The sequence below is a fragment of the Bacillus sp. TL12 genome (assembly GCF_022625245.1).
In the GTDB taxonomy this organism is placed as follows: Bacteria; Bacillota; Bacilli; order Bacillales; family Bacillaceae_G; genus Bacillus_A.
The window spans coordinates 61201-82697 of the sequence record NZ_JAJJBY010000006.1 but is presented as its reverse complement, the minus strand read 5'-3'; the positions used below and the strand labels follow the sequence as shown (position 1 = coordinate 82697).

The following is a 21497-nucleotide window of genomic DNA, read 5'->3' as shown; positions in this document are numbered from 1 at the left end:
TTATTTTTACAACATAAAAAGTGAATTCTTCTACCTATTCCTTTGACTTTATAAGCTCAACATTATACGTCTCGACATCATTCAACTCTCCTGTATAATACGGATTTTCCCGATACCAGGACTGCCTTAAAAAGTAGGCCTGCATATCTTTCGTTTGAAAAATATGCCCATGCCGAGCGTATATTTCATTTCTCGCAATCCGTAATTGTTCTTTTGTTAAGAAGTTTAACTCTGCACTTGTTAACTTCCGAATATGACTATCAGGAAAGAAAAATCCGTTATACACATACTTCGGTGTTACTGGCGGTGAATAAGAAGGTTTTGGTTGTTCTTCAGATTTTTTTTGAAACGATAATGTATAGTATTGGTTTGTTGATATAGGTTCCACCTTTGTTCTCTCTTTTCCGCTTGCGCCCTCTTTTTCTAAATAAATCGAGACGCTCCCATCCGTAGCTACTGGTCCCCACTTAAATTCTTCCCCTATGAGCGTCGCAATTGGTTTCTGATTGGCATATAATGTCGCTCCCGCTGCATTTGTTTGAATCGTGATGTAATGGCCTTTTAACGAAAGATCAACCGTTACATTATTTTGATTTTGCTTCATAAGTACGACCTTTTCTTCACGCTTTAGCTTCACATAATCAGTTTTAAACTCTGATTGAAACGTTTGAACCCCTGGAAAAAATGGCCCATATTGCTTTTCAAACATTTTATCAGTCGTCTTATCTAACTCTTTTCCATTTACTTTTAACAACGCATCTTTTTCATTTGTAAGAAGCGATGCGTAATACGTTTTTGCTTTCAATTTATATCGATCAAATAGAAATAAGTATTTTCCATCCTTCGTTAATACAAAGTCTACTTTTTCTACATCACTTTGCTTCTTCCTTTGTTGTTGGATAGAAGCTTTTAAATCATTTACATAGGCAGGGGATTCTTTTATATAAGTAAACAATGGTGCTACACTCTCTTTATCGACTACAAATTGCGGATCATCTGTTGTCACAATATCAATGAATTTCTCTGCATCTCTTTCTTGTAAGATCGTAATCATTCTATCAATTTGCGCTTCTGCAGAATAATACTTTGCCCCATACATGTACGCCCCGCCTAAGCTGAGAATAAGAAGAATGATAACCCCAATCCATATTTTTTTCCCTGTGCTCATCTTCCTTCGTACATGGGATGCCTCTTCGTTTCCTCTCCGTTCATATTCGGCTCTTCTCATTCCACAGCCTTGACAAAATTGCACGCCATCCATTAATTGCGAACCGCATTTTGTACATACGCCCATCCGTTCAGCCACCTTTTTAGTAGAAGCCTGAGAAACTTCCAGTTAAGGTATTAATGATTGTTTGGATATAAGACCAAAGGATCATCCAGCTTGCAATTGAAATCAAAATATTTGCAACAATAAGCGTATATACCGGATCTAATCCACCTCGGTCTAACTTTACTATCGAAACGATCATACATACGCTCATCCACGATACAGCAACCCCTAAAAAGAAGGCTGCTAAAAAAATTGTTAAAAAGCTAAATAAAAGTGCGATAACAAGCACAGCGACGACTGGTGTCGATACTGTCCCCCAAACACCTAATGTTTCCAAAAAGGAAAAAGATGATTTCATCAGCTTTCCACTTACAAAAACAATAAATCCAACAAAGAGAACTAAAATCAATAAAAACAGAAAGATTTTAACAGATTCTCCAAAAAATGAAGGGGCAGGTACTTCAGGTGCGAATCTCGTTGCCACCGATGTAGCCTGACTCATCATTCGATAAAACATACAAGCAAATAAAAAACAAATAAGAACAAGACTTGTGATCCCATTCCTTACCTCAATATGTCCACTCTTCATAATTGCTGAAGGGGCTTTCAATGCATTCTTAAAAAACTGAAAATAGCCACTCGCAAATTGCTTTGCTTGCTCTACCTTTTCATTTGATCCTGCTGCCTGCGTAGGTGCTGACCTAATCAACTGCTGTTCTGCCTGCTGTTCACGATGTCCCGCGGCTTGTTCTGTCAGTGCATGCCCGCAATTCCCACAAAATTTCGCTTCGCTTGTATGCTCGGTGTTACATTTTGGACACGTCATCTTATCATCTCCCCCTTAGCATGTTTCTTCTAAGCTGCTACAAATTCAATATATGTACGAGGAGAGGAAACATGACTACAAGAATCTCGTCCTTCTTTCTAGTAACATTTTGACAAAAACCTTTCTATCTATATACAATATGAAAAAGCTTATACACCATAAAAATAATAGATTGGACAAAAACGATGGAACTTGTACACTCACTTTTTCAAATCTTTATTACTAGTTTCGTGCAACTATTCTCTTTAATCGGTATCATCATTTTGGTTGGTTTTCTATTAGGTTATTTAGAATCTCTTACACGAACATATTGGACGAGAGCTTTTGGCAAGAAAGGCTTCCTTTTATCCGCATGGATCGGTGTCCCTATCCATGAACTTGGACATGCGATTATGTGCGTCGTATTCAGACATCAAATCGTAGCAATGCAGCTCTTTCCAACCGATACAAGTAACGGTTATTTAGGTTATGTAAGGCACCAATATAATCAACGAAATATCTATCAAAGAGTAGGAAATTTCTTCATCGGAATTGCTCCTATTTTTTCAGGAATGGCCGCATTAATCCTTTTGATGTATTATTTCGTACCACAATCTTATTCGGTCTTTATACGTGCTCTTGAAACAAATACGCAAGTTACTTCTATCAACATCGATATGTTGCAAAATATTTTTGTATCGTTACTTCTCCTATTAAAAAGTCTTTTTACGATTAGTAACCTTTCTACACCTTCCTTTTGGCTGTTTCTTTTCATCGCGATTTGTATCTCTGCACATATCGCCTTGAGTAAACCGGATATAGAAGGTTCATTAGATGGTGTGATTACTATATTTATCGTCTTATTCCTATTCAATACGATAGCAGCGTTGTTTCATTATGACAGTAATCAGTTGATAGGAAATGTGGTGAAATATAATATGTATGTACTTGCTTTTTCAAGCATAGCGATACTCTTTTCTTGTATCTCTACACTCATAAGCTATATTTTCTACAAAATTAAAACAGCTAGTTCGAGATGAACTAGCTGTTTTGCTTAATTTCCCCCTTTATAATTACACTGCTCCACAGGAATACGAGCATGTCCCTCTTCATCCGTACACCAAGACTGCGACTGAAACGCGAGGAAAATTCCAACCCATTGCTGCTTTTTCTCAAAGTGGATGAATATGCCGCCATCTTGCCACACGCCATCATCATTCTTCCACTCCTCCACATTTCCTTGATTCATATGAATATCATGGATGCCGTTACCAGGTTTAAAATGAAAATATCGGTCAGGTGTATTATGTTCTGGACCCCACCGTTCTCCAAATGCATAAATAATTGCCTTTTCCTCTATTGCTCGTTTTATATAATGTTCAATTTTTTCATTTAAATCATTATTAGCTCCCGACTTTTCTGGTGGCAAAGGAATCATCTGCTTGGAACCAAATAGATTTCCTCTTACATAATCTAGTGCAATCTCTGGCTTATTGTCTTTAATTTCAGTAAAACCAAAAGGTAATGTCGGTAAAATCGTAATCGCTTCTGATTTTATATTTTCACTTGCAAAATATAATACCTCGGATGGATAACTTTGTGATTTTACATTAATTGCAATGCGATAGTCTACTCCTGATTCATCTTGCAAATGAACTTGATAATGAGGTGTTTTCCCTTTTCCAATCATAGATTGCAATGCTATACCTTTTAGGACTCCGTAGTTTTTTAAGGGCATGGGATCATCTCCTCTTCATAAAATAGAAACGCTTGTTCTTTTATACATTATCCACTTACAAACAAAAATCCTCCTTAAACAGAGGATTTTATCATTTTAACCGAGAAGACCCCCTCCTCTAAATGAAGTGAAGGTGGAGGATGAATCGGTTTTTTCTTTTTAAAGAAAACGTCTCTTTTTGTAGAACGTATGTTTGTTTTAGTGTATAATGATCTTATCACATAAAAGGAGGTGAGAACAGGTGAAGAAAGCGTATTTTTCGAAACGGATCTACAAGATAGATTTACCCCATGGGGTGGTAGATGCAGTCACACAAACAATTGAAACATTTAATCGGGCGAAACGATTTGCATTTCAAACGATGGTTCGAGAAAAACGTTGGAACCGTAAGATGCATACAGACAGTCTTCATCTCGTTCTCAAGCGGAAATATCAATTGAATGATTATTATGCAAACAGTGCGGCGCAAGAAGCAAAGGCGTTGTTTACAGGTTTAATGGCGTTACAAAAACGATATGAGAAACAAACGCAAGAGAAGCTTAAGAAGCTCAAGAAAAAGTTGAAACAAGAACGGACAAAACTAACAAATCTTCGCAAAATCAAACAAAGTTGTGTGAAAGGAACGCTGACGTTTCCGAAAAACACCCGCTTCGCGAAGCATAACAACCTCATCTCCTTATCTCGTAAAAAAGACACCTTAATTTGGCTAAATGAATATCTGTTTGAACACCAATACTTAGATGTTCAAATCAAAAGAATTCAGGCGAAAATTGGTCATCTCACCCACAGACAATACCGTTTAACGCAAAAACTTTCATCCGATCAAACGAATATTCCAAGCGCAGTATTTGGAAGCAAAAAACTGTTTCGCTCGCAATTTACGATCCGCGAGTTTGTACGTAACCATGACAAATGGAAAACATTATTTTCTCGTGCTCGAAATAAACAACTGATACTATCTGGTCGTAAAGATGCCAAACATGGCAATTTTGTATTTCAGTATGTGCCCGAGACAAAAGAATTATGGATGACGACAAGTTTTGGGAAAACACTTATATTTCCAGTTGTTGCGTTCCCATATGGGCAAGAAGCCATTGAAGAAGTAATCGCAACCCAATTACAGTGTAAGAATAAGAGAAAACATGGTAAACCGATTGCGTGGTCTGTGGAAGACTATGGTTCCTATTATATTGTGAAATGTTTAGTCGATGCACCGGAAAATCCACACACGAATTACAGCACATCAGATGGTGTCATCGGTGTAGATTGTAATCTTGAGCATTTTGCTTGGGCAAATGTAACGAAGGATGGAAATTATAAAGGAAGTGGTTCCCTTGGTTTTTCTATCATAGATAAATCTACAGGACAAATCACAAAAATCATCGAAGTGGAAGCAATTCGCTTGGTGGACTTAGCGGAGCGGTATAACAAGCCGGTTGTCATCGAGAAGTTAGATACAGCCCAATCGAAAACAGGGGATCGTTACGGAAATAAGCGAGCGAATCGAATGAAGAGTATGTTTGCTTATAAGAAGATGACAAGTGCAATTCTGAATCGTGCAAATAAAAGGGGCGTGGCTGTCTTTCAAGTGAATCCCGCTTACACTTCGATTTCCGGAAAGATGAAATACATGCGGAAATTTGGTATCTCTATTCATCAATCCTCAGCTTTTACGATTGGTCGCTGGGGATTAGGGTATAAAGAAAAAGTACCTCGGGTGCTTCAGCCTTATATTCCAAAGAAAGAAGCATATCACTGGAGTCATTGGCATCAATTAAACAATCAATTGGATATTCGCACGCATCATTTCTATCAGTTATACGATGTGAATCAGCCGCAAGAGGCATTACAAATCGAGCGATTAAACTTATTTGAAAATGAAAAGAAAAAACTAGCAAAACGATTTGCATGATAAAAAAGAACACGTTGTCCCAGATTTTTACGCTTATTACCAGAGCAGATAACAAGTCTAGGAACTGGATGCATGACAAAGTGTTCTAGCCTCGATATAAGAAAAAGTAGGGGTACCTATTTTGTTTGCCTTTCGTCGGAAGATAGAATAGGTCGTCTTATATTCCATATAGACACTACCGAACTCTATATCGTTGTATCCTCTTTGTTGAACGAGAGGAACTGTTTTTATGAGGACAGAGACAGGATAATCCCCCACCTCAAGCTCTTGTAGAGGTAGGTGGGGGTAGTTCAATGCAATACATACCATCCGGCAACTTCCACCACTACAATCAACACCGCTCCGAAAATCATAAGCGTTGTCTTCTTTAGTAGTTCATTCTCACGAAACGGGATATTACATAAGTAAGCCCCAAGTGTAATTCGTGATGGACAAGCAATTGTCGCTACAGATGATGCTGTATTTTGCAGAGTCGTCACATATTGCCACGGAAGCCCTACATTCTGCGCGGTTTGCATTTGTAGTTTAATAAACATCGCATTTGATCCTGCGTTACTTCCCGTTAAAAAACCACCAATTGCACCGATGAACGGGGCAACAAAGACAAATAACGTTCCAAATGTATTCCCTGCTACTTCCGCTAATAATGTGTGCATACCAGCAGCGCCCATTAATTCTGAAATGGCAATGAACATTGTCGTTGTAATCGCAAACGGTATCCATTGTTTAATCGTTTGCGATAAAGATTGTTTTATAATAATAGAAGGAATACGGAAAAAAATGATGGTAAATAAACATGTAACCCCAAGCCAAAATCCAGGTGAATATAGTAATGCTAGTTTGTAAGAATACGCCGGTAAATCAAGAACAGCATAAGACCCGAGCATATTATGTAGCGATGGAATGAGACGAGAAAGCAAAATACAAACTGTTAAAAATAAATAAGGGCTTATAATTTTCACGATAGAAACTTCTCGCTGCGTCGTTGCAGCATGCTCCGATAAAACCTCCTTCCCTTGCTTCGCTTTCATTTTAATGATAAGAAAACCAAATGTAATTGTTACAATGGAACTTAAAATCCCTGCTAACTCAACACTTACGTATGCGTTAGAAAGATAGATTGATATAGAAAATAAAAGAAAAAAGCCCATTCCTTCTTTCCACTTTTGCTTAATTGCTTGCCAACCTCCAACTACATACAAAGAAAGGAAAATAAAGTATGCAAAAAAAGGAATACTGAGTAATGCTGTACTAGTTCCTAAGTTTACTAATGGCATGTTGATAAGCTGCGATCCAATAATCGTTCCCGTTGCCATCGCTCCCCAGGAACTCGCCAATAAACCGATAAAAGAGAGTAACACCGCTTGAAACGGTTTATAACCGAGCGAGAGAAAAATAGGAGCTGCCACCATAAAACCAATTCCAAATCCGCTCACTGATTCGATAAGTGGACAAATCCCAAAACACATTAAGAGCATTTGTAATAATCGATCATGAGTAACTTGTTCAATAAACCGCGCTACTTGGTCGATATACCCCATTTTGTTCATGAGGTGAAATAAAAAAATACCAAAAAACAGAACATAGCCAACAATAAAACAAATTAACCAGCCCTTAATAGTTGCATGCATGACCTCTCCGATTTGCAATCGAAACATGGGCGTTAGTAAAACGATTCCACCGCATACTGCATAGGAAATTAGCGATGCTTTCAGCGATGTTTGCTTAAAAATAAATAAACAAATAAAAATCATCATGATTGGAATAAGGGCTAACAGTACAGCCATACCATCATCTCATTTCTTATAAGATACAATTGTAACTATTATATAACAGATGTCGAAATATTCAATTCATTTCACAACAGTTTTTTACCATTCTTTATCAAGTGAAGGATTGAAAAAATGTTACACTACAAACAAATACCGTTTTAAAAGGAGTGCTAACAATGAATAAAGAACAATTTTGGCAACTCATTTCAGAAATGATGGAAAAAGACGAAACGAGCGATTGGCTAATTGAACAATTAGCTTCGCGATCTACAAGTGAAATTGCAGACTATGAAATCCACTTTCAGACTGCTTTCAAAGAATCTTATACATCCTCTCTATGGGCAGCTGCGTATATTATTCTAGGTGGATGCTCTGATGATTCCTTTGATTACTTCAGAGGCTGGCTCATTGCATGCGGACAAGAAGTGTTTGAATCAGCCATGCAAAATCCCGATAATCTAGCAAACTTAATTCCTTCTTTTTATGAAGAGGAAGAAATTATTCCAGAGTTTGAAGAAATGTTAAGCGTAGCCCTTGAAGCTTTTTCTTTAAAAGAAACGGGAGATATAGAATGGGACGACGATATTTGGGATAAATTTGACTCTTTATTAGATGAAAAGGGACACGATTCATCTATGCCTGACATTGAATTCGATTGGGATGAAGATGATGAAGAAGGATTAGCAAAACGTTTTCCAAAACTTTGGAAACGATTTGGTGAAAATCCATTAGGTTAATAATTAAAGAGGCTCCTTTACAGGGAGTCTCTTTTTGTCGTCATTTGTCGTTTGGTCGATATTCTTTGTCGAATCGCCGATATATTTTAATTTACGCCGATATAATTGAAGAAACTGTCGATTTATTTGAAGAATCGCTGATAAAGTGAAACTTTAATCAGTGGGGGTTTTCTTCATCCCCCACTGATTATTAGTTGAACCAATCGGGCTTTTACGGGCAGTAAGACCCCCACCAATTCTTATTTCACCGCAGCAATCAACTCACAAATCTCTTCTTTCTTTTCTGCTTCTAACAACTCAATTACTTTACTCCCTACAACAACCCCATCACACACAGTAATCATCTCTTCTATATGCTCAGTCGTTGAAATCCCAAATCCAGCAACTACTGGGAGATGCACATGTGCTTTTACCTTTTCCAAATAGCTATGAATCTCTTGTTTAAAGTCTTGTCTTGCGCCTGTGACACCTGCAACTGTTACCGCATAGACAAACCCTTGTGACTCACTCGTAATTTTTTCAATCCGTTCAACCGGACTCGTTACCGTAACAAGTGGAATCAAGGCAATATTCGCATCACGAAGGAGCGGTGCAATAATATTTTGCTCTTCATATGGCAAATCAGGAACGATAATTCCATCTACGCCAGCTTCCAAACAGCTTCCTATAAACCGTTCTTTTCCAAATGCTAAAATTGGGTTTAAATAGGTCATAAGCACAAATGGGATCCTTACTTCTTGTCTAACTTCCGCCAACGCTTGAAAGATCCCTCCGAGCGTTGTTCCACTATCTAATGCTCGTTTTCCTGCCCTTTGAATTGTCGGCCCATCTGCAACTGGGTCAGAAAAGGGAATGCCAATTTCAACAATGCTCGCTCCTGCTTCATCTAGAAAACGAATTTGTTCCTTTAATTTTTCTAGACCTCCATCCCCTCCCATTACATACGGGATAAATGCTTTTTTTTCATTTTGAAACGCTGCTGTAATTCTTTCTACTCCCATCGTTTACACCTCTTCCATATAACGTTTTATACTTTCAACATCTTTATCACCGCGGCCTGATAAACAAATGACAAGCCCTTCATCTTGCTTCATTGTAGGGGCAAGTTTTAATGCATATGCCACTGCATGTGAACTTTCTAACGCTGGGATAATTCCTTCTTTTTTCGTTAATAACTGGAATGCAGCCAGCGCTTCATCATCTGTAATCGAGTGATAAGAAACACGGCCAATATCTTTTAGCAGACTATGCTCTGGCCCAACGCCTGGATAATCTAGACCTGCTGAAATAGAATGTGCTTCCTGAATTTGTCCTTCTTCATTTTGAAGGAGATACATCATCGAACCATGAAGGACGCCAACACTTCCCTTTGTTAAGGTTGCGGCATGTTTCTCTGTATGAACCCCTTTTCCCGCTGCTTCGACTCCGTAAAGAGCAACTTCTTCATCGTGCACAAACGGATAAAACATTCCCATTGCGTTACTTCCACCGCCAATACAAGCAACAACAGCTTCTGGTAACTTCCCTTCTAATGCTTCATATTGCTTCTTCGTTTCTTTCCCAATTACACTTTGAAAATCACGTACGATTTGCGGGAATGGATGCGGTCCAAGAACAGATCCCATTACATAGTGCGTATCGTGCACATGTGCAACCCAGTAGCGAAGCGCTTCGTTTACTGCATCTTTTAACGTCCCACTACCTGCTGCAACACTTTCCACTTTCGCTCCTAATAATTCCATTCTGAAGACGTTTAACTTTTGACGTTTCACATCTTCTTCTCCCATGAAAATGACACACTCTAAACCGAGTAAGGCACATACTGTCGCGGTTGCTACTCCGTGCTGTCCAGCTCCTGTTTCAGCTACAACCTTTTTCTTACCCATTCGCACTGCAAGAAGCGCCAGCCCAATTGTATTGTTAATTTTGTGAGCTCCTGTGTGATTTAAATCTTCACGCTTCAAATAAATTTTTGCACCACCGCAATACTTTGTCAGATTTTCCGCAAAATAAAGCGGTGTTTCTCTTCCGACATACGTTTGTAAATAATGCTCTAATTCTTGTTGAAATGCTTCATCTTGCATCGCTTCTTTATATGCTTCTTCTAATTCTAAAACGGACTGCATCAGTGTTTCAGGAACATAGCGTCCTCCGTATATACCGTAGTGACCTTTTTCATCTGGATATGCATATTGCATGCTTAACACTCCTTCGCTTTTCTAATAAATTGTTTTATTTTCTCGCTATCTTTCTTTCCATCCGTTTCTACTCCGCTGCTGACATCCACCATATATGGCTGAACCATTTCAATCGCTTCTGTAATATTTTCAATGTGTAATCCACCAGCTAAAATACACTTTTTACGAATCTCATTTGGCATATGCTCTAGTAACTGCCACGAAAATGTTTTACCATTTCCACCATGAAACTTTTCTTTCGGACTATCCAATAAAAGAAGATCAGCTTCATAATCTGTTGCTCTTTCTATATCTTCACTCGAACTCACACCAACCGCCTTTATAGACGGAATATTCAATCTTATAATATGATGATTCCCTTCATCCCCATGTAGTTGCACATGTGTTAAACCACAATCATTTACGATTTTCTGGATGACTTCTACCAATTCATTTACAAACACGCCCACTTTCATGACGTCAGCTGGAAGCTCATTAATAATCTGTTTTGCCTTTTCGGGTGTAATTTCCCTTTTGCTTTTCGCAAATACAAATCCAATGGCATCTGCGCCATATTCACAGGCAAGTTTTGCTGTTTCTACATCGGTAATGCCGCAAATCTTTACCTTCATGTTGTCACCTTCAGTGATTGAAAAAAGTCTCCGACAGAAGGTGCTGTCATCAGCGCTTCCCCAACAAGAATACCTTTTGCACCAGCTTGTTTTACACGCATGATATCTTCTTTCGTATGAATTCCACTTTCACTAATCCAAAGTCTATTTTCCTTATTTAATCGTTCCCCTAGCTTTTCAGTTGTGCTGAGATCCACTTCAAATGTTTTTAAATTCCTATTGTTTATCCCAATCACATGAGGGTTTAGTTCTAGTGCCACCTCTAATTCGGCCTCGTTGTGGACTTCTACAATTGCCTCTAGTCCTACTTTTTGCACGTATGCATATAACTCTCGTAGTTTTTCTTCTGGTAGCGCAGCGACAATAAGTAAAATGAGATCCGCTCCCGCTTCATACGCCCGATCAATTTGAATCGTATCGATGATAAAATCTTTACATAGAAGCGGAATATTACTATGCACTCTCGCTGTTTCTAAATCGTGAATCGATCCTTTGAAAAATTGTTCATCCGTTAAAACTGAAACAGCTCCTGCACCACACTCTTCATACATTTTTACTTGTTTCGGGACATCTACCTGTAAATTAATGTTACCTTTAGATGGCGACGCTCTTTTCACTTCTGCAATAACTGTAAATTGTTTCAGTGCTTCCACAAGTGAGTAAACCTGTCTTTTTTCTTTCACTGGTGTATATGTTTTGTATAACTCTTCTACTTCTTTTTTCTTCTGCTTAACGATCTTGTCTAAAATGGTTCCCATTTAGTTCACCCTCTCTAATCTTTGATTACTAGCTGCAATTAATAAATTTAGTTTCGCCAGGGCTTTTCCTGAATCAATGCTATGAGCTGCTAACCCGATGCCTTCTTCAATCGTCTCTACTTTTCCATTCGCAAAAAGTGCAAGACCTGCATTGAGTAGAACCGTATCACGGTATACACTCTTTTTCCCCTCTAGTATTTGCAGTGTAATATGCGCATTTTCTTTTGCATTCCCGCCTCGGATTTCTTCATTACTCACCCGAGAAAATCCATACGTTTCTGGAGTAATGCTCTCTTCTATAATTTTGTTGTCTTTTAAAATCACCACATGATTTTCTCCTTGCAGAGATGCTTCATCTAAAAACCCACTTCCATTTACAACAAGCGCTTGTTTTCTGCCAAGCTTTTGTAATACTTCCGCTACTGGCATTAGCATATCTCGTTTGTATATGCCAACAAACTGCGTTTCTAAATCAATTGGATTTGTAAGAGGACCGATTAGATTAAAGATAGTCGGTACATTTAGCTCTTTTCTTATTTTCATAATGCGCTTAAGTGCTGGGTGCATCGCTGGTGCAAATAGAAATGCTATGCCTACTTTTTCTAATAAATAGTCAATTTCTCTTGGGGTACATGCAATATTTACACCAAGTTCTTCTAATAGATCTGCACTTCCTGTTTTACTAGACACAGCGCGATTTCCGTGTTTCGCCACCTTCACACCAGCCCCGGCAAGTACGAAGGCAGATGTTGTACTAATGTTGAATGTTTGCGCTCCATCTCCGCCGGTTCCGCAATTATCCATCGCTCCTTTTATATGACTTGCAAATGGTAATGCCTTTTCCCGAAGAGCACGAACGAGGCCATATATTTCATCCGCTGTTTCACCCTTTGCCTTTAACAATGCTAAAAATGCTGCAATTTCACTTTCTAATATATCTTCACTTAAGAGTGCAAGACCTGCTTCATACATTTCCTGTTCTGTTAAATTCTGTCCGTCTACTAATTTCCGAAGATAACTGTTCATACTCGCTCCCCCTCTTTCACATTGGCTAAAAATGCACGTATTAATTTTCCGCCCTCTTCCGTCGCAATGGACTCTGGATGAAACTGTAATCCAAATAGTGGATAGTAGTTATGACGAACTGCCATGATTTCCCCATCATCCATCGCTGTTGCTAATACATCAAAACACTTTGGAATCGTCTGCTTCGCCGCTACGAGTGAATGATAGCGCATCGCAGTTAACGGTTGCGTGACATAGGAAAATATCGATGTGCCATTATGTTTTACACGTGATGTTTTCCCATGTTTTATATTCTCTGCTCTTACAATTTCACCGCCAAACGCTGAAATGATCGCTTGATGTCCAAGACAAATTCCAAGAATCGGAATTTGTTTATAAAAATGCTGAATCACCTGGATGCAAATTCCTGCATCTTCTGGTTTTCCGGGTCCCGGTGAAAGAATAATTGCTTTTGGTTTCATTTCTTCCAGTTCTTGAATCGTCACTTTATCATTTCGCAGTACAACAATCTCTTCTTCATATGCCCCTAACAATTGATACAAGTTATAAGTGAACGAATCATAGTTATCGATGAGTACAATCATTTCATTACCTCCAGTAGCGCTCTCGCTTTATTTAACGTCTCCTCATACTCGGCAATTGGATCTGAATCATAGACGATACCAGCTCCTGCCTGCACATATGCTTTCTGGTCCTTTACAACCATTGTGCGAATCGCAAGCGCCATATCAAGGTTTCCAGAAAAAGCTATATATCCAACTGCTCCGGCATATACATTTCTTTTTTCCGTTTCTAATCTATTTATAATTTCCATCGCCCTAATTTTCGGTGCTCCAGATACAGTACCAGCCGGCAAACAATACGCTAATGCATCAAAACAATCCATTTGCTTTCGCAATATTCCGGAAACTTCTGATACAATATGCATCACATGTGAATACTTTTCGACTTTCATATACTTATCTAACTTAACTGAACTGACTTCACTCACCCGGCCGATATCATTTCGCCCTAAATCTACAAGCATCATATGTTCGGCACGCTCTTTCTCATTGGCTAAAAGCTCCTTCGCAATTTCTTCATCTTCCTGCTTTGTTTTTCCGCGTGGTCTTGTTCCTGCAATCGGATTCGTCATCACCTTATCGTCTCGTACAGAAAGTAAGCTTTCTGGTGAAGAACCGAGTACAACATAATCTTGGAAATCAATATAAAACATGTATGGCGATGGATTCGCAATGCGAAGTTTACGGTATAAAGCAAATGAATCACCTATAAATTCACTTTGCAATCGCTGAGATAATACAACTTGAAAAATATCACCATTTCGAATGTACTCTTTTGCTTTCTCTACCATTTCGCAAAACTTTTCTTCTGTTATAGAAGAAGTAAAGGATAGAGAAGGCTGTACTTCTGATATTTGTTCTTTCGCTGCCTTTAAGATATCTCGTTTATATACTTGCAGTCTCTCATGCACTTCTTCAAAGGAGTCTGTATCATCTTCTCTGTATACATATACAAATGATAATTTTTGGCGTAAATGATCGTATACCATAAATTCTCGGTACAGTAATACATGAACTTCTGGAATATCGACCGGGTCAAACAGTTCTTCTCCAATATCTTCATATTGCCGAATGACATCATAACCAATATATCCAACTGCTCCTCCGCAAAACGGAAATGGACTTTCGACATTCGTTGGAGCAATGACTTGTTTCAATGCTTGTAATACATTTTCTTCTACCTGCTCTGTTCTACCATTTATCGTAATCTCTACTGCTGCGCCACTACTTTTGACTTCTCCGTATGGATCGCATCCTAAATACGAATAACGTCCTTTATCTTGATGAAGCTGCGAGCTTTCGAGTAAGAATTTCTTTTTACCTTTCATCTGGCGATATAAAGCAATCGGCGTCACACTATCTCCTTCTTCTTCATCAATGACCAAAAATGTTTTCCCTTGTTGCATGTTAAATTGTTCTTTCGTTATCATGACTGCCACCTCACTATTTAAAATAAAAAAAGTCCTCTACATATCGAAATATGTAGAGGACGATAAATTTACCGTGGTACCACCTCGTTTGGATGCAAGAAGCATCCCGCTTTATTCAGGTACAAATATATACCTTATCCTTGTAACGGCGGAACCCGGGTTGCCTACTTATTCAAGGCTGTTCAGCATACCTCTCGTAAGCCCATTCCGCATATGGCACCGCACCGGGCTCCCACCTATCCCCGGCTCTCTGGAACGTCTCCAATATACGTACTCTTCTTACTTAAACGATTTAATTTATTTAGTTGATTTATTTTTATACACAAAAAGGGAGTACTCATCCTATAGAAAGGACGGGTACTCCCGTGGTGCCACCTTAATTCGTTACAAATGTAACGCACTTTGCCGTATCAAAAGTTAATACGTGTCTCTTGTATCGATGAGATCATGTCGCCAAAGCCTACTTCTTTCGGTTCGGTTTGGAAGCTCCGAAGGCCATTCCATATTAATCCCATACTGATTCGCACCAACCATCAGCTCTCTGACATGTTCAGAATATGTACTCTTCTTCATCAACGCTTGCATTTTTTTAAGTTGCACTCATTATAGTCCTTACTTTTTTCATAAGTCAATACTTTTTAAAAAATTTTATTTTTTTCTTCATTCAATATTATATTGACAAAACAACCTATTTTTATGTAAATATAATAAATACTCTATTAAAATGTAGGTTTTTTGTCAGAAAATTATATATTCTAAAAATAAAACGATGTCAAAAAACGCTTACATTTCAGAAAATTCGTATTTGTATATGGATTTTCTGAAATAATCATGATAGATTATAAATATGCAAAGTTCATCAAAAGACATTACAAAAGGAAGGGGAACTACATGAGTACGCAGATGTTAATTTTAACTTCGATCTCTATTTACATGCTCGGGATGTTAGTCATTGGCTATTTCGCCTATAAACAAACATCCAACTTAACCGATTATATGCTTGGCGGGCGTACACTAGGCCCCGCAGTAACAGCATTAAGTGCTGGAGCAGCCGATATGAGCGGCTGGCTGTTAATGGGATTACCCGGTGCAATGTTTAGCGTTGGATTAAGTAGTAGCTGGATTGCGATTGGCCTAACACTTGGCGCATACGCAAACTGGATCTATGTCGCTCCTCGCTTACGTACCTACTCAGAAATTGCAAACAACTCTATTACTATTCCAGAATTTTTAGAGCATCGTTTCCATGATGCTTCTCATATGCTACGTCTCGTTTCTGGACTTGTTATTATGATCTTTTTCACATTTTATGTAGCTTCAGGATTCGTTTCAGGTGCTGTACTATTCGAAAATTCATTTGGACTAAATTATCATGTTGGATTACTTATTGTTGGAGGCGTTGTTGTAGCTTACACATTATTCGGCGGCTTTTTAGCTGTAAGTTGGACAGACTTCGTTCAAGGTATCATCATGGTAGTTGCTCTTATCCTTGTTCCGGTCGTAACAATTATGAATGTAAACGGCCTTGGTCCAGCATTTGATACAATTAAATCTATTGACCCAGCACTATTAGATATTTTTAAAGGTACATCCGTATTAGGTATTATTTCATTATTTGCATGGGGTCTTGGTTATGCTGGACAACCTCATATTATCGTACGCTTTATGGCTATCTCATCTGTAAAAGAAATTAAAAGCGCACGTCGAATTGGTATGGGCTGGATGATTTTCTCTGTAGTAGGAGCTATGTTTACTGGTCTTATCGGTATCGCTTACTATTCAAAAGCGGGATTAAAGCTCTCTGACCCAGAAACAATTTTCGTTGAACTAGGTAACATTTTATTCCACCCATTAATTACTGGATTTTTATTAGCAGCTATTTTAGCGGCTATTATGAGTACAATCTCTTCTCAGCTTCTTGTTACTTCAAGTGCAGTAACAGAGGACATATATAGAACATTCTTTAAACGTTCTGCATCTGATCGTGAGCTTGTATTTGTTGGTCGTATGGCCGTTCTTGTTATCGCACTTATTGGCTGCGGATTAGCATTTAAACAAAATGACACAATCCTAGCACTTGTTGGCTACGCTTGGGCTGGCTTCGGTTCTTCATTCGGCCCTGTCATTTTACTAAGCTTATACTGGAAACGTATGACAAAATGGGGCGCGCTAGCTGGAATGGTTGCTGGGGCTGTAACTGTTATTACGTGGACACAATTTAAGTTTTTAAAAGATTTCCTATATGAAATGATTCCAGGATTTGCGATAAGCTTACTAGCCATTATTATCGTAAGTTTACTAACAAAACCTTCAAAAGAAGTTGAAAAGCAGTTCGAGGAGTTTGAGAAAACTGCATAATATTTTTAAAATAAGGAACCTTCGCTTTCATCATAAAAGCGGGGGTTCCTTTCTTTTTATGTACCTTTCTACAATTTTCTCTTTGAAATTAACAATTTCTTTATGTTTCGTTAAATTTATCATAACACTACTTCGCTATAGTATTAGTATGAACACTTATACAGAAAGGAGACTTTAAAATGATGGCATCACTACAGCACCAAAACTCAAAAAAACTATCACTTATTACAAATGCTTCTTGTCCAAACATACAATCAAATTCACCTCACATTTCACTCGCTCCTTCTGTTGTATCTGTAATTGGTGTGCATATACAAAAAGACAAATTAAAAATAAAAGTAGGGCAAAGCGCTGAATTATCAGCCTCTGTTCTCCCAATTCAAGCAACAAATCAAGAACTCATTTGGACAAATATGAACCCTAACGTCATAACAATTCGTACAGATCAAAATAAAGCAATCATAACTGGAAAGAACGCCGGACGGGCTGTCGTCATCGTCACTACTGCCGAAGGGAAATTCAGGGATTTATGTATTGTTCATGTTCAGCCTTTTATAACAAATCCGAAGTAAAAACCTTTGTTTTTTTATAAAGATAAAAAGAAGAGTGGCTCTTTAAGACCACTCTTCTCATTCCTGTATTAAGTTATTTGCTATTTCAACTTGCGGATGAATGCTTTTTATAAGAGAGACGAATTGCTTCGTATCACGCGGAGAAATAAGCTCTGTTTCAAATTGCGTACCGTGAAGTATTTCAAGTCTATCAAAAGACGGTGCAGGAGCTGCTAGTGGATTTTTTATTTTTGAAATTTTTCTTATATCTTTGATTGAGTTACCATTAGCCCTCCAAGACTCGCTACGAGCGAATGGCTAGTTCTTACTCGACGGGAATCCCACCCGTTATATGACACGACCCAAGCTCGGCCGCACAAGCACCCGTTCGTTTAAGTACAGTCCTTCACAATCTTGATTTTTTATTGAATAGGTCAACACAGCTTATGTGGCAAAAGAGAAGGATAGATAAAGCAAAAATATTTGCCTTATCTATCCTTTTTGTACTACAAATGACCTCATTACTACTACAATTTTCAACTAGCAGGTGTTGTTGTAAGATTCCCACTATTATCAACCGTTAATAGCCAACGGGTATTATTTGGTGCTGTTAGTATTATCCCGTGACCAGCACCCCTCATCTCGATATGGCCATGTCCGACAGTTAAAGCCGCAGTAGGCACTACCTGTCCACCTAAATACCCAGCTAAATCCAAAGTGCCTGCTCGGAGACTTCCACTACCGATTACGTCACTTTCTGGAACTACCTCTAAATGCTGACCAACATAAACATAGCGATTGAATACATTATTAGTCCCTAAGAAAAGGGTATTCGAGATTGTCTCAAAACCTCTATTCACTCGTAATGCACCACCCACAGTTAAATCACCACTGGTTGTTAAGGTATCAATTACTATTTCCGCATTTAAATTTCCATTGACCGTTAAATCACCTTGTATGGTTGCATTTCCAGCTACTGTTACAGTATCTGTCAACGCATTGCCTAACTGTGTATTCCCATTCACCGTTAAATTCCCTTGTACTGTTTCACTTCCTGCTACATTAACTGTGTCTGACAATGAATTACCTAATTGAGTATTTCCATTGACTATTAAATTCCCTTGTACCATTTCACTTCCTGCTACATTAACTATGTCTAACGATGAATTACCTAATTGAGTATTTCCATTGACTGTTAAATTCCCTTGTACCGTTTCACTTCCTGCTACATTAACTGTGTCTGACGATGAATTACCTAATTGAGTATTTCCATTAACTGTTAAATTCTGTGTTACCGTAACATTACTAAACGTTGGCAATTATTCATTCCCCTTTCCTAATAATATTTCATATTTATATTATGAAAAAATGATATAAATAACTTGTACGCTTGTCCAAACTTGTCCAACATAATTAATAAAATGGATGCTGTATTCATATCAGTTTTTCAATTTATACAGAAAAAAGCTGCCAGGATTCCTCCTAACAGCCTACTAATAATCTATAAAAACACTACAACTCTTGCGTAAATGCTGCACTCTGCACTCGTTCTTTCTGCACACTTTTTTGCTGTTGCAGCAAGAAAATAAACACACCGCATAATACGAGAACGCTACCGATAACTTGCATACCATTCAATTTCTCACCTAATAAGAAAAACGCAAGTATTGATGCTCCAACAGGTTCTCCTAAAATACTCATTGAAATCGTTGTGGCATTCACATAATTTAATAGCCAGTTATTAATCATATGTGAAGCAGTTGGTACAATCGCAAGCAGCAGGAAAATCCACCAGTCCCATGTAGAATATCCTGTAAACGGTACACTCATGATTACGTTATAAATAGCGATAAATATTCCCGCAAATGCAAACACGGTAAAGCTATAAATCCAGTGCGAAACTTTTTTTACTGTTGTTTGCCCAATGAATAAATAACCAACAACCGCAATGACACTTAAAAAGGATAAAATATCTCCAAATATCGCTTCTCTGCTTAACCCTAAATCGCCCCATCCAATGCACATTACACCAAGGATAGCAATCCCCATTGTGGCAATCGCTGAATAAGTGGTTCTTTCTTTAAACAGAAAAAAACCTCCAACTAATGATACAATTGGCTGCAGCGCTAAAATAATGGTTGAACTTGCAACAGTTGTAAACTTTAAAGATGCAAACCATAAAAGGAAATGCAGTGCTAAAAAGAACCCTGATCCTATCAAAAACAGCCAATCTCGCCCTTCAATTCTGCGAAACTCTTCACGCTTTTTCCAAACAATCGGAAGCATAAAGATTACAATAATCCATAACCGATACATGCTTAAAATTGAAAATGGCGCCGAGGACATCTTAACGAAAACAGCTGCAAATGAAATAGCTATAATGGAAACTGCTAATGGTAGTGCAATTGATTTTTCTTGTTTCAAAGTTGTTTTACCCCTCTCCCTGTAAAAATCCCCACTTCATTATATATAAACCTAATTTAATCTTTCAACATATAAATCGTTGCTATGAAAAAAGGGAACCTGCACTTTCTTTCTCGCTTTGTTCTCACTTAGCGTGGGGGGGCTATTCTACCCATCAGTGGATCCTCTCTCACTTAAAAAGAAAGGTTTTATATCGATTTTTCAATTTATTTTTATATAAATCAACCTTCTATCACCAATCGGGCTTTTGCTGGATAACTCCTTTTTTAGATTTCATATATAAATTACGGCTATGAAGAAAAAGGAGATCTCCTCTCATTTTCTTCCTTTGTTTTAACATGGCATGGGGCTAAAAAAGGCCCTGACCGCTTCTATGCATGGGCGGATCCTCTCTCCCAACTAAAACGAAAGCTTTTATATTGATTTTTCTTTCATCATATAAATACTAATTTTTTAGATTCTTCTTATCATTATGGTAAAATATAAAACGAGAAGCACAGCATATTTTTATTTAGGGGGATCACACATGAATCAAGCAATCGGGAGAATCGAAGAACTTTCATTTTACAGTACATCACTTCAAGAAGAGATTACACTTCTCGTCTATTTACCAGTTAATTATACGCCGCTGCATAAGCACACAGTTGTCATTGCACAGGATGGAAGAGATTATTTTCAGCTTGGTAAAGCGCACCGTGTAATTGAACGTCTTCGTGAAAATGAAGAAATTGACCGAACTATTATTGTCGGTATTCCATATAAAAATGTACACGATCGTAAAGAAAAATACTTTCCAAACGATGTGAAAAACAGCGCCTATATTCGTTTCCTTGCCCACGAACTCGTTCCATATATCGATGAAAATTATCCAACATACCAAATGGGCAAAGGTCGTGTATTAATCGGAGATTCTCTAGGCGGTACAGTGTCCTTTATGACAGCACTTATGTATCCGCATACATTTGGCAAAGTCGTTATGCAGTCCCCATTTGTCGATGAAACAGTGCTGAACCTTGCAAAAGATTTTACAGAACCGCAAGCATTGGAAATTTATCATGTAATTGGGACAGAAGAAACTGCTGTAAAAAGAACAGATGGACAAGTTTCTGATTTTGTAGAACCAAACCGTGAGCTGCATGCATTGCTGACAGAAAGAAACTTCATCACACATTACGAAGAATTTGAAGGAAATCATACTTGGAAATATTGGCAAACAGATTTGCCAAAAGCATTTTCTTATATTCTATCAATGAAATAATAAGAAGCAGTATTCAGAATTCTTTGATATAATAAAAAAAGAGATTTGTTTTCTCAAAATCTAACTAGACTTACAAAGGGAGG

General features: G+C 38.0%; 20 protein-coding genes and 2 other annotated features. Of the genes, 6 read left to right on the top strand and 14 right to left on the bottom strand.

All coding sequences use genetic code 11. The features are described 5' to 3' along the window. Positions 1–34 precede the first annotated feature (34 nt). A complete protein-coding gene (locus tag LOK41_RS07895; protein WP_241815986.1) occupies positions 35–1294 on the bottom strand; it encodes a TcaA 3rd/4th domain-containing protein in 1260 nt (419 codons plus the stop codon). 16 nt (positions 1295–1310) lie between these two features. Further along, positions 1311–2099, bottom strand: a complete 789-nt coding sequence (locus LOK41_RS07890; protein WP_241815985.1) for a zinc-ribbon domain-containing protein — start codon at positions 2097–2099, stop codon at positions 1311–1313. Positions 2100–2284: 185 nt separating this feature from the next. Between LOK41_RS07890 and LOK41_RS07885 the strand changes: the two genes are divergently transcribed. After that, a complete protein-coding gene (locus tag LOK41_RS07885; RefSeq protein ID WP_241815984.1) occupies positions 2285–3118 on the top strand; it encodes a hypothetical protein in 834 nt (277 codons plus the stop codon). Positions 3119–3132: 14 nt separating this feature from the next. On the opposite strand, the gene LOK41_RS07880 is transcribed toward LOK41_RS07885, so the two are convergent. Further along, positions 3133–3816, bottom strand: a complete 684-nt coding sequence (locus LOK41_RS07880) for a DUF2278 family protein (protein ID WP_241815983.1) — start codon at positions 3814–3816, stop codon at positions 3133–3135. 241 nt (positions 3817–4057) lie between these two features. Here LOK41_RS07880 and LOK41_RS07875 point away from each other — a divergent pair, with 241 nt between their 5' ends. Beyond that, entirely contained in the window at positions 4058–5728 is a 1671-nt protein-coding gene (locus LOK41_RS07875) for an IS200/IS605 family accessory protein TnpB-related protein (RefSeq protein ID WP_241815982.1), read from the top strand. Positions 5729–6018: 290 nt separating this feature from the next. Here LOK41_RS07875 and LOK41_RS07870 read toward each other — a convergent pair whose 3' ends face one another. Further along, a complete protein-coding gene (locus LOK41_RS07870; protein ID WP_241815981.1) occupies positions 6019–7515 on the bottom strand; it encodes an L-lactate permease in 1497 nt (498 codons plus the stop codon). Positions 7516–7676: 161 nt separating this feature from the next. Here LOK41_RS07870 and LOK41_RS07865 point away from each other — a divergent pair, with 161 nt between their 5' ends. Continuing rightward, on the top strand, positions 7677–8237 hold the full coding sequence (locus tag LOK41_RS07865) for a DUF4240 domain-containing protein (protein ID WP_174099394.1): 561 nt from the start codon (positions 7677–7679) through the stop codon (positions 8235–8237). Between the two features lie 239 nt (positions 8238–8476). Here LOK41_RS07865 and trpA read toward each other — a convergent pair whose 3' ends face one another. From trpA to trpE, 7 genes are read right to left on the bottom strand one after another with little or no spacing between them, the layout of a single operon-like run. Beyond that, positions 8477–9238 (bottom strand): tryptophan synthase subunit alpha, encoded by a 762-nt coding sequence (trpA, locus tag LOK41_RS07860; RefSeq protein WP_241815980.1) that lies wholly within the window; start codon positions 9236–9238, stop codon positions 8477–8479. Positions 9239–9241: 3 nt separating this feature from the next. Then, positions 9242–10435 (bottom strand): tryptophan synthase subunit beta, encoded by a 1194-nt coding sequence (gene trpB / locus LOK41_RS07855; RefSeq protein WP_241815979.1) that lies wholly within the window; start codon positions 10433–10435, stop codon positions 9242–9244. 2 nt (positions 10436–10437) lie between these two features. Continuing rightward, the gene (locus LOK41_RS07850; RefSeq protein WP_241815978.1) at positions 10438–11046 is read right to left on the bottom strand and encodes a phosphoribosylanthranilate isomerase; all 609 of its coding nucleotides are present in this window, start codon (positions 11044–11046) and stop codon (positions 10438–10440) included. After that, the gene (gene trpC / locus LOK41_RS07845; protein ID WP_241815977.1) at positions 11043–11804 is read right to left on the bottom strand and encodes an indole-3-glycerol phosphate synthase TrpC; all 762 of its coding nucleotides are present in this window, start codon (positions 11802–11804) and stop codon (positions 11043–11045) included. The genes LOK41_RS07850 and trpC overlap by 4 nt, the downstream gene beginning before the upstream one ends. After that, complete coding sequence (trpD, locus tag LOK41_RS07840; protein ID WP_241815976.1) at positions 11805–12830, bottom strand: anthranilate phosphoribosyltransferase; 1026 nt, start codon at positions 12828–12830, stop codon at positions 11805–11807. Next, positions 12827–13414 carry an aminodeoxychorismate/anthranilate synthase component II gene (locus LOK41_RS07835; RefSeq protein WP_241815975.1) on the bottom strand — a complete coding sequence of 196 codons (588 nt, stop codon included), beginning with the start codon at positions 13412–13414 and terminating at the stop codon, positions 12827–12829. The genes trpD and LOK41_RS07835 overlap by 4 nt, the downstream gene beginning before the upstream one ends. After that, positions 13411–14823, bottom strand: coding sequence for an anthranilate synthase component I (trpE, locus tag LOK41_RS07830; RefSeq protein ID WP_241815974.1), 1413 nt, complete (start codon positions 14821–14823; stop codon positions 13411–13413). The genes LOK41_RS07835 and trpE overlap by 4 nt, the downstream gene beginning before the upstream one ends. A gap of 52 nt (positions 14824–14875) precedes the next feature. Further along, positions 14876–15120 (bottom strand) — a binding site (T-box leader). Positions 15121–15169: 49 nt separating this feature from the next. Beyond that, positions 15170–15408 (bottom strand) — a binding site (T-box leader). Positions 15409–15714: 306 nt separating this feature from the next. Between trpE and putP the strand changes: the two genes are divergently transcribed. Together putP and LOK41_RS07820 are read left to right on the top strand one after the other, a co-directional pair. Next, positions 15715–17181 (top strand): sodium/proline symporter PutP, encoded by a 1467-nt coding sequence (gene putP / locus LOK41_RS07825; RefSeq protein WP_241815973.1) that lies wholly within the window; start codon positions 15715–15717, stop codon positions 17179–17181. Between the two features lie 179 nt (positions 17182–17360). Beyond that, positions 17361–17753 (top strand): Ig-like domain-containing protein, encoded by a 393-nt coding sequence (locus LOK41_RS07820; RefSeq protein WP_174099385.1) that lies wholly within the window; start codon positions 17361–17363, stop codon positions 17751–17753. A 57-nt stretch (positions 17754–17810) separates the two neighbouring features. On the opposite strand, the gene LOK41_RS07815 is transcribed toward LOK41_RS07820, so the two are convergent. The 3 genes from LOK41_RS07815 to LOK41_RS07805 all read right to left on the bottom strand — a co-directional run bounded on the left by LOK41_RS07815 (position 17811) and on the right by LOK41_RS07805 (position 20156). Continuing rightward, positions 17811–17999 (bottom strand): PH domain-containing protein, encoded by a 189-nt coding sequence (locus LOK41_RS07815; protein ID WP_347269297.1) that lies wholly within the window; start codon positions 17997–17999, stop codon positions 17811–17813. A 269-nt stretch (positions 18000–18268) separates the two neighbouring features. Further along, the gene (locus LOK41_RS07810; protein ID WP_241815972.1) at positions 18269–18811 is read right to left on the bottom strand and encodes a hypothetical protein; all 543 of its coding nucleotides are present in this window, start codon (positions 18809–18811) and stop codon (positions 18269–18271) included. 433 nt (positions 18812–19244) lie between these two features. Further along, on the bottom strand, positions 19245–20156 hold the full coding sequence (locus tag LOK41_RS07805; protein WP_241815971.1) for a DMT family transporter: 912 nt from the start codon (positions 20154–20156) through the stop codon (positions 19245–19247). Positions 20157–20682: 526 nt separating this feature from the next. Between LOK41_RS07805 and LOK41_RS07800 the strand changes: the two genes are divergently transcribed. Beyond that, on the top strand, positions 20683–21414 hold the full coding sequence (locus LOK41_RS07800; RefSeq protein ID WP_241815970.1) for an alpha/beta hydrolase: 732 nt from the start codon (positions 20683–20685) through the stop codon (positions 21412–21414). Positions 21415–21497: the final 83 nt, after the last annotated feature.

Bases quoted from the DNA above. Each gene is read 5' to 3' on its own strand.
- LOK41_RS07895 (WP_241815986.1), bottom strand. From the start codon at position 1,294: ATGGGCGTATGTACAAAATGCGGTTCGCAATTAATGGATGGCGTGCAA.
- trpC (WP_241815977.1), bottom strand. From the start codon at position 11,804: ATGGGAACCATTTTAGACAAGATCGTTAAGCAGAAGAAAAAAGAAGTA.
- LOK41_RS07870 (WP_241815981.1), bottom strand. From the start codon at position 7,515: ATGGCTGTACTGTTAGCCCTTATTCCAATCATGATGATTTTTATTTGT.
- LOK41_RS07885 (WP_241815984.1), top strand. From the start codon at position 2,285: ATGGAACTTGTACACTCACTTTTTCAAATCTTTATTACTAGTTTCGTG.
- trpB (WP_241815979.1), bottom strand. From the start codon at position 10,435: ATGCAATATGCATATCCAGATGAAAAAGGTCACTACGGTATATACGGA.
- trpE (WP_241815974.1), bottom strand. From the start codon at position 14,823: ATGATAACGAAAGAACAATTTAACATGCAACAAGGGAAAACATTTTTG.
- LOK41_RS07800 (WP_241815970.1), top strand. From the start codon at position 20,683: ATGAATCAAGCAATCGGGAGAATCGAAGAACTTTCATTTTACAGTACA.
- trpD (WP_241815976.1), bottom strand. From the start codon at position 12,830: ATGAACAGTTATCTTCGGAAATTAGTAGACGGACAGAATTTAACAGAA.
- trpA (WP_241815980.1), bottom strand. From the start codon at position 9,238: ATGGGAGTAGAAAGAATTACAGCAGCGTTTCAAAATGAAAAAAAAGCA.
- LOK41_RS07835 (WP_241815975.1), bottom strand. From the start codon at position 13,414: ATGATTGTACTCATCGATAACTATGATTCGTTCACTTATAACTTGTAT.
- LOK41_RS07865 (WP_174099394.1), top strand. From the start codon at position 7,677: ATGAATAAAGAACAATTTTGGCAACTCATTTCAGAAATGATGGAAAAA.
- putP (WP_241815973.1), top strand. From the start codon at position 15,715: ATGAGTACGCAGATGTTAATTTTAACTTCGATCTCTATTTACATGCTC.
- LOK41_RS07890 (WP_241815985.1), bottom strand. From the start codon at position 2,099: ATGACGTGTCCAAAATGTAACACCGAGCATACAAGCGAAGCGAAATTT.
- LOK41_RS07880 (WP_241815983.1), bottom strand. From the start codon at position 3,816: ATGCCCTTAAAAAACTACGGAGTCCTAAAAGGTATAGCATTGCAATCT.
- LOK41_RS07850 (WP_241815978.1), bottom strand. From the start codon at position 11,046: ATGAAGGTAAAGATTTGCGGCATTACCGATGTAGAAACAGCAAAACTT.
- LOK41_RS07820 (WP_174099385.1), top strand. From the start codon at position 17,361: ATGATGGCATCACTACAGCACCAAAACTCAAAAAAACTATCACTTATT.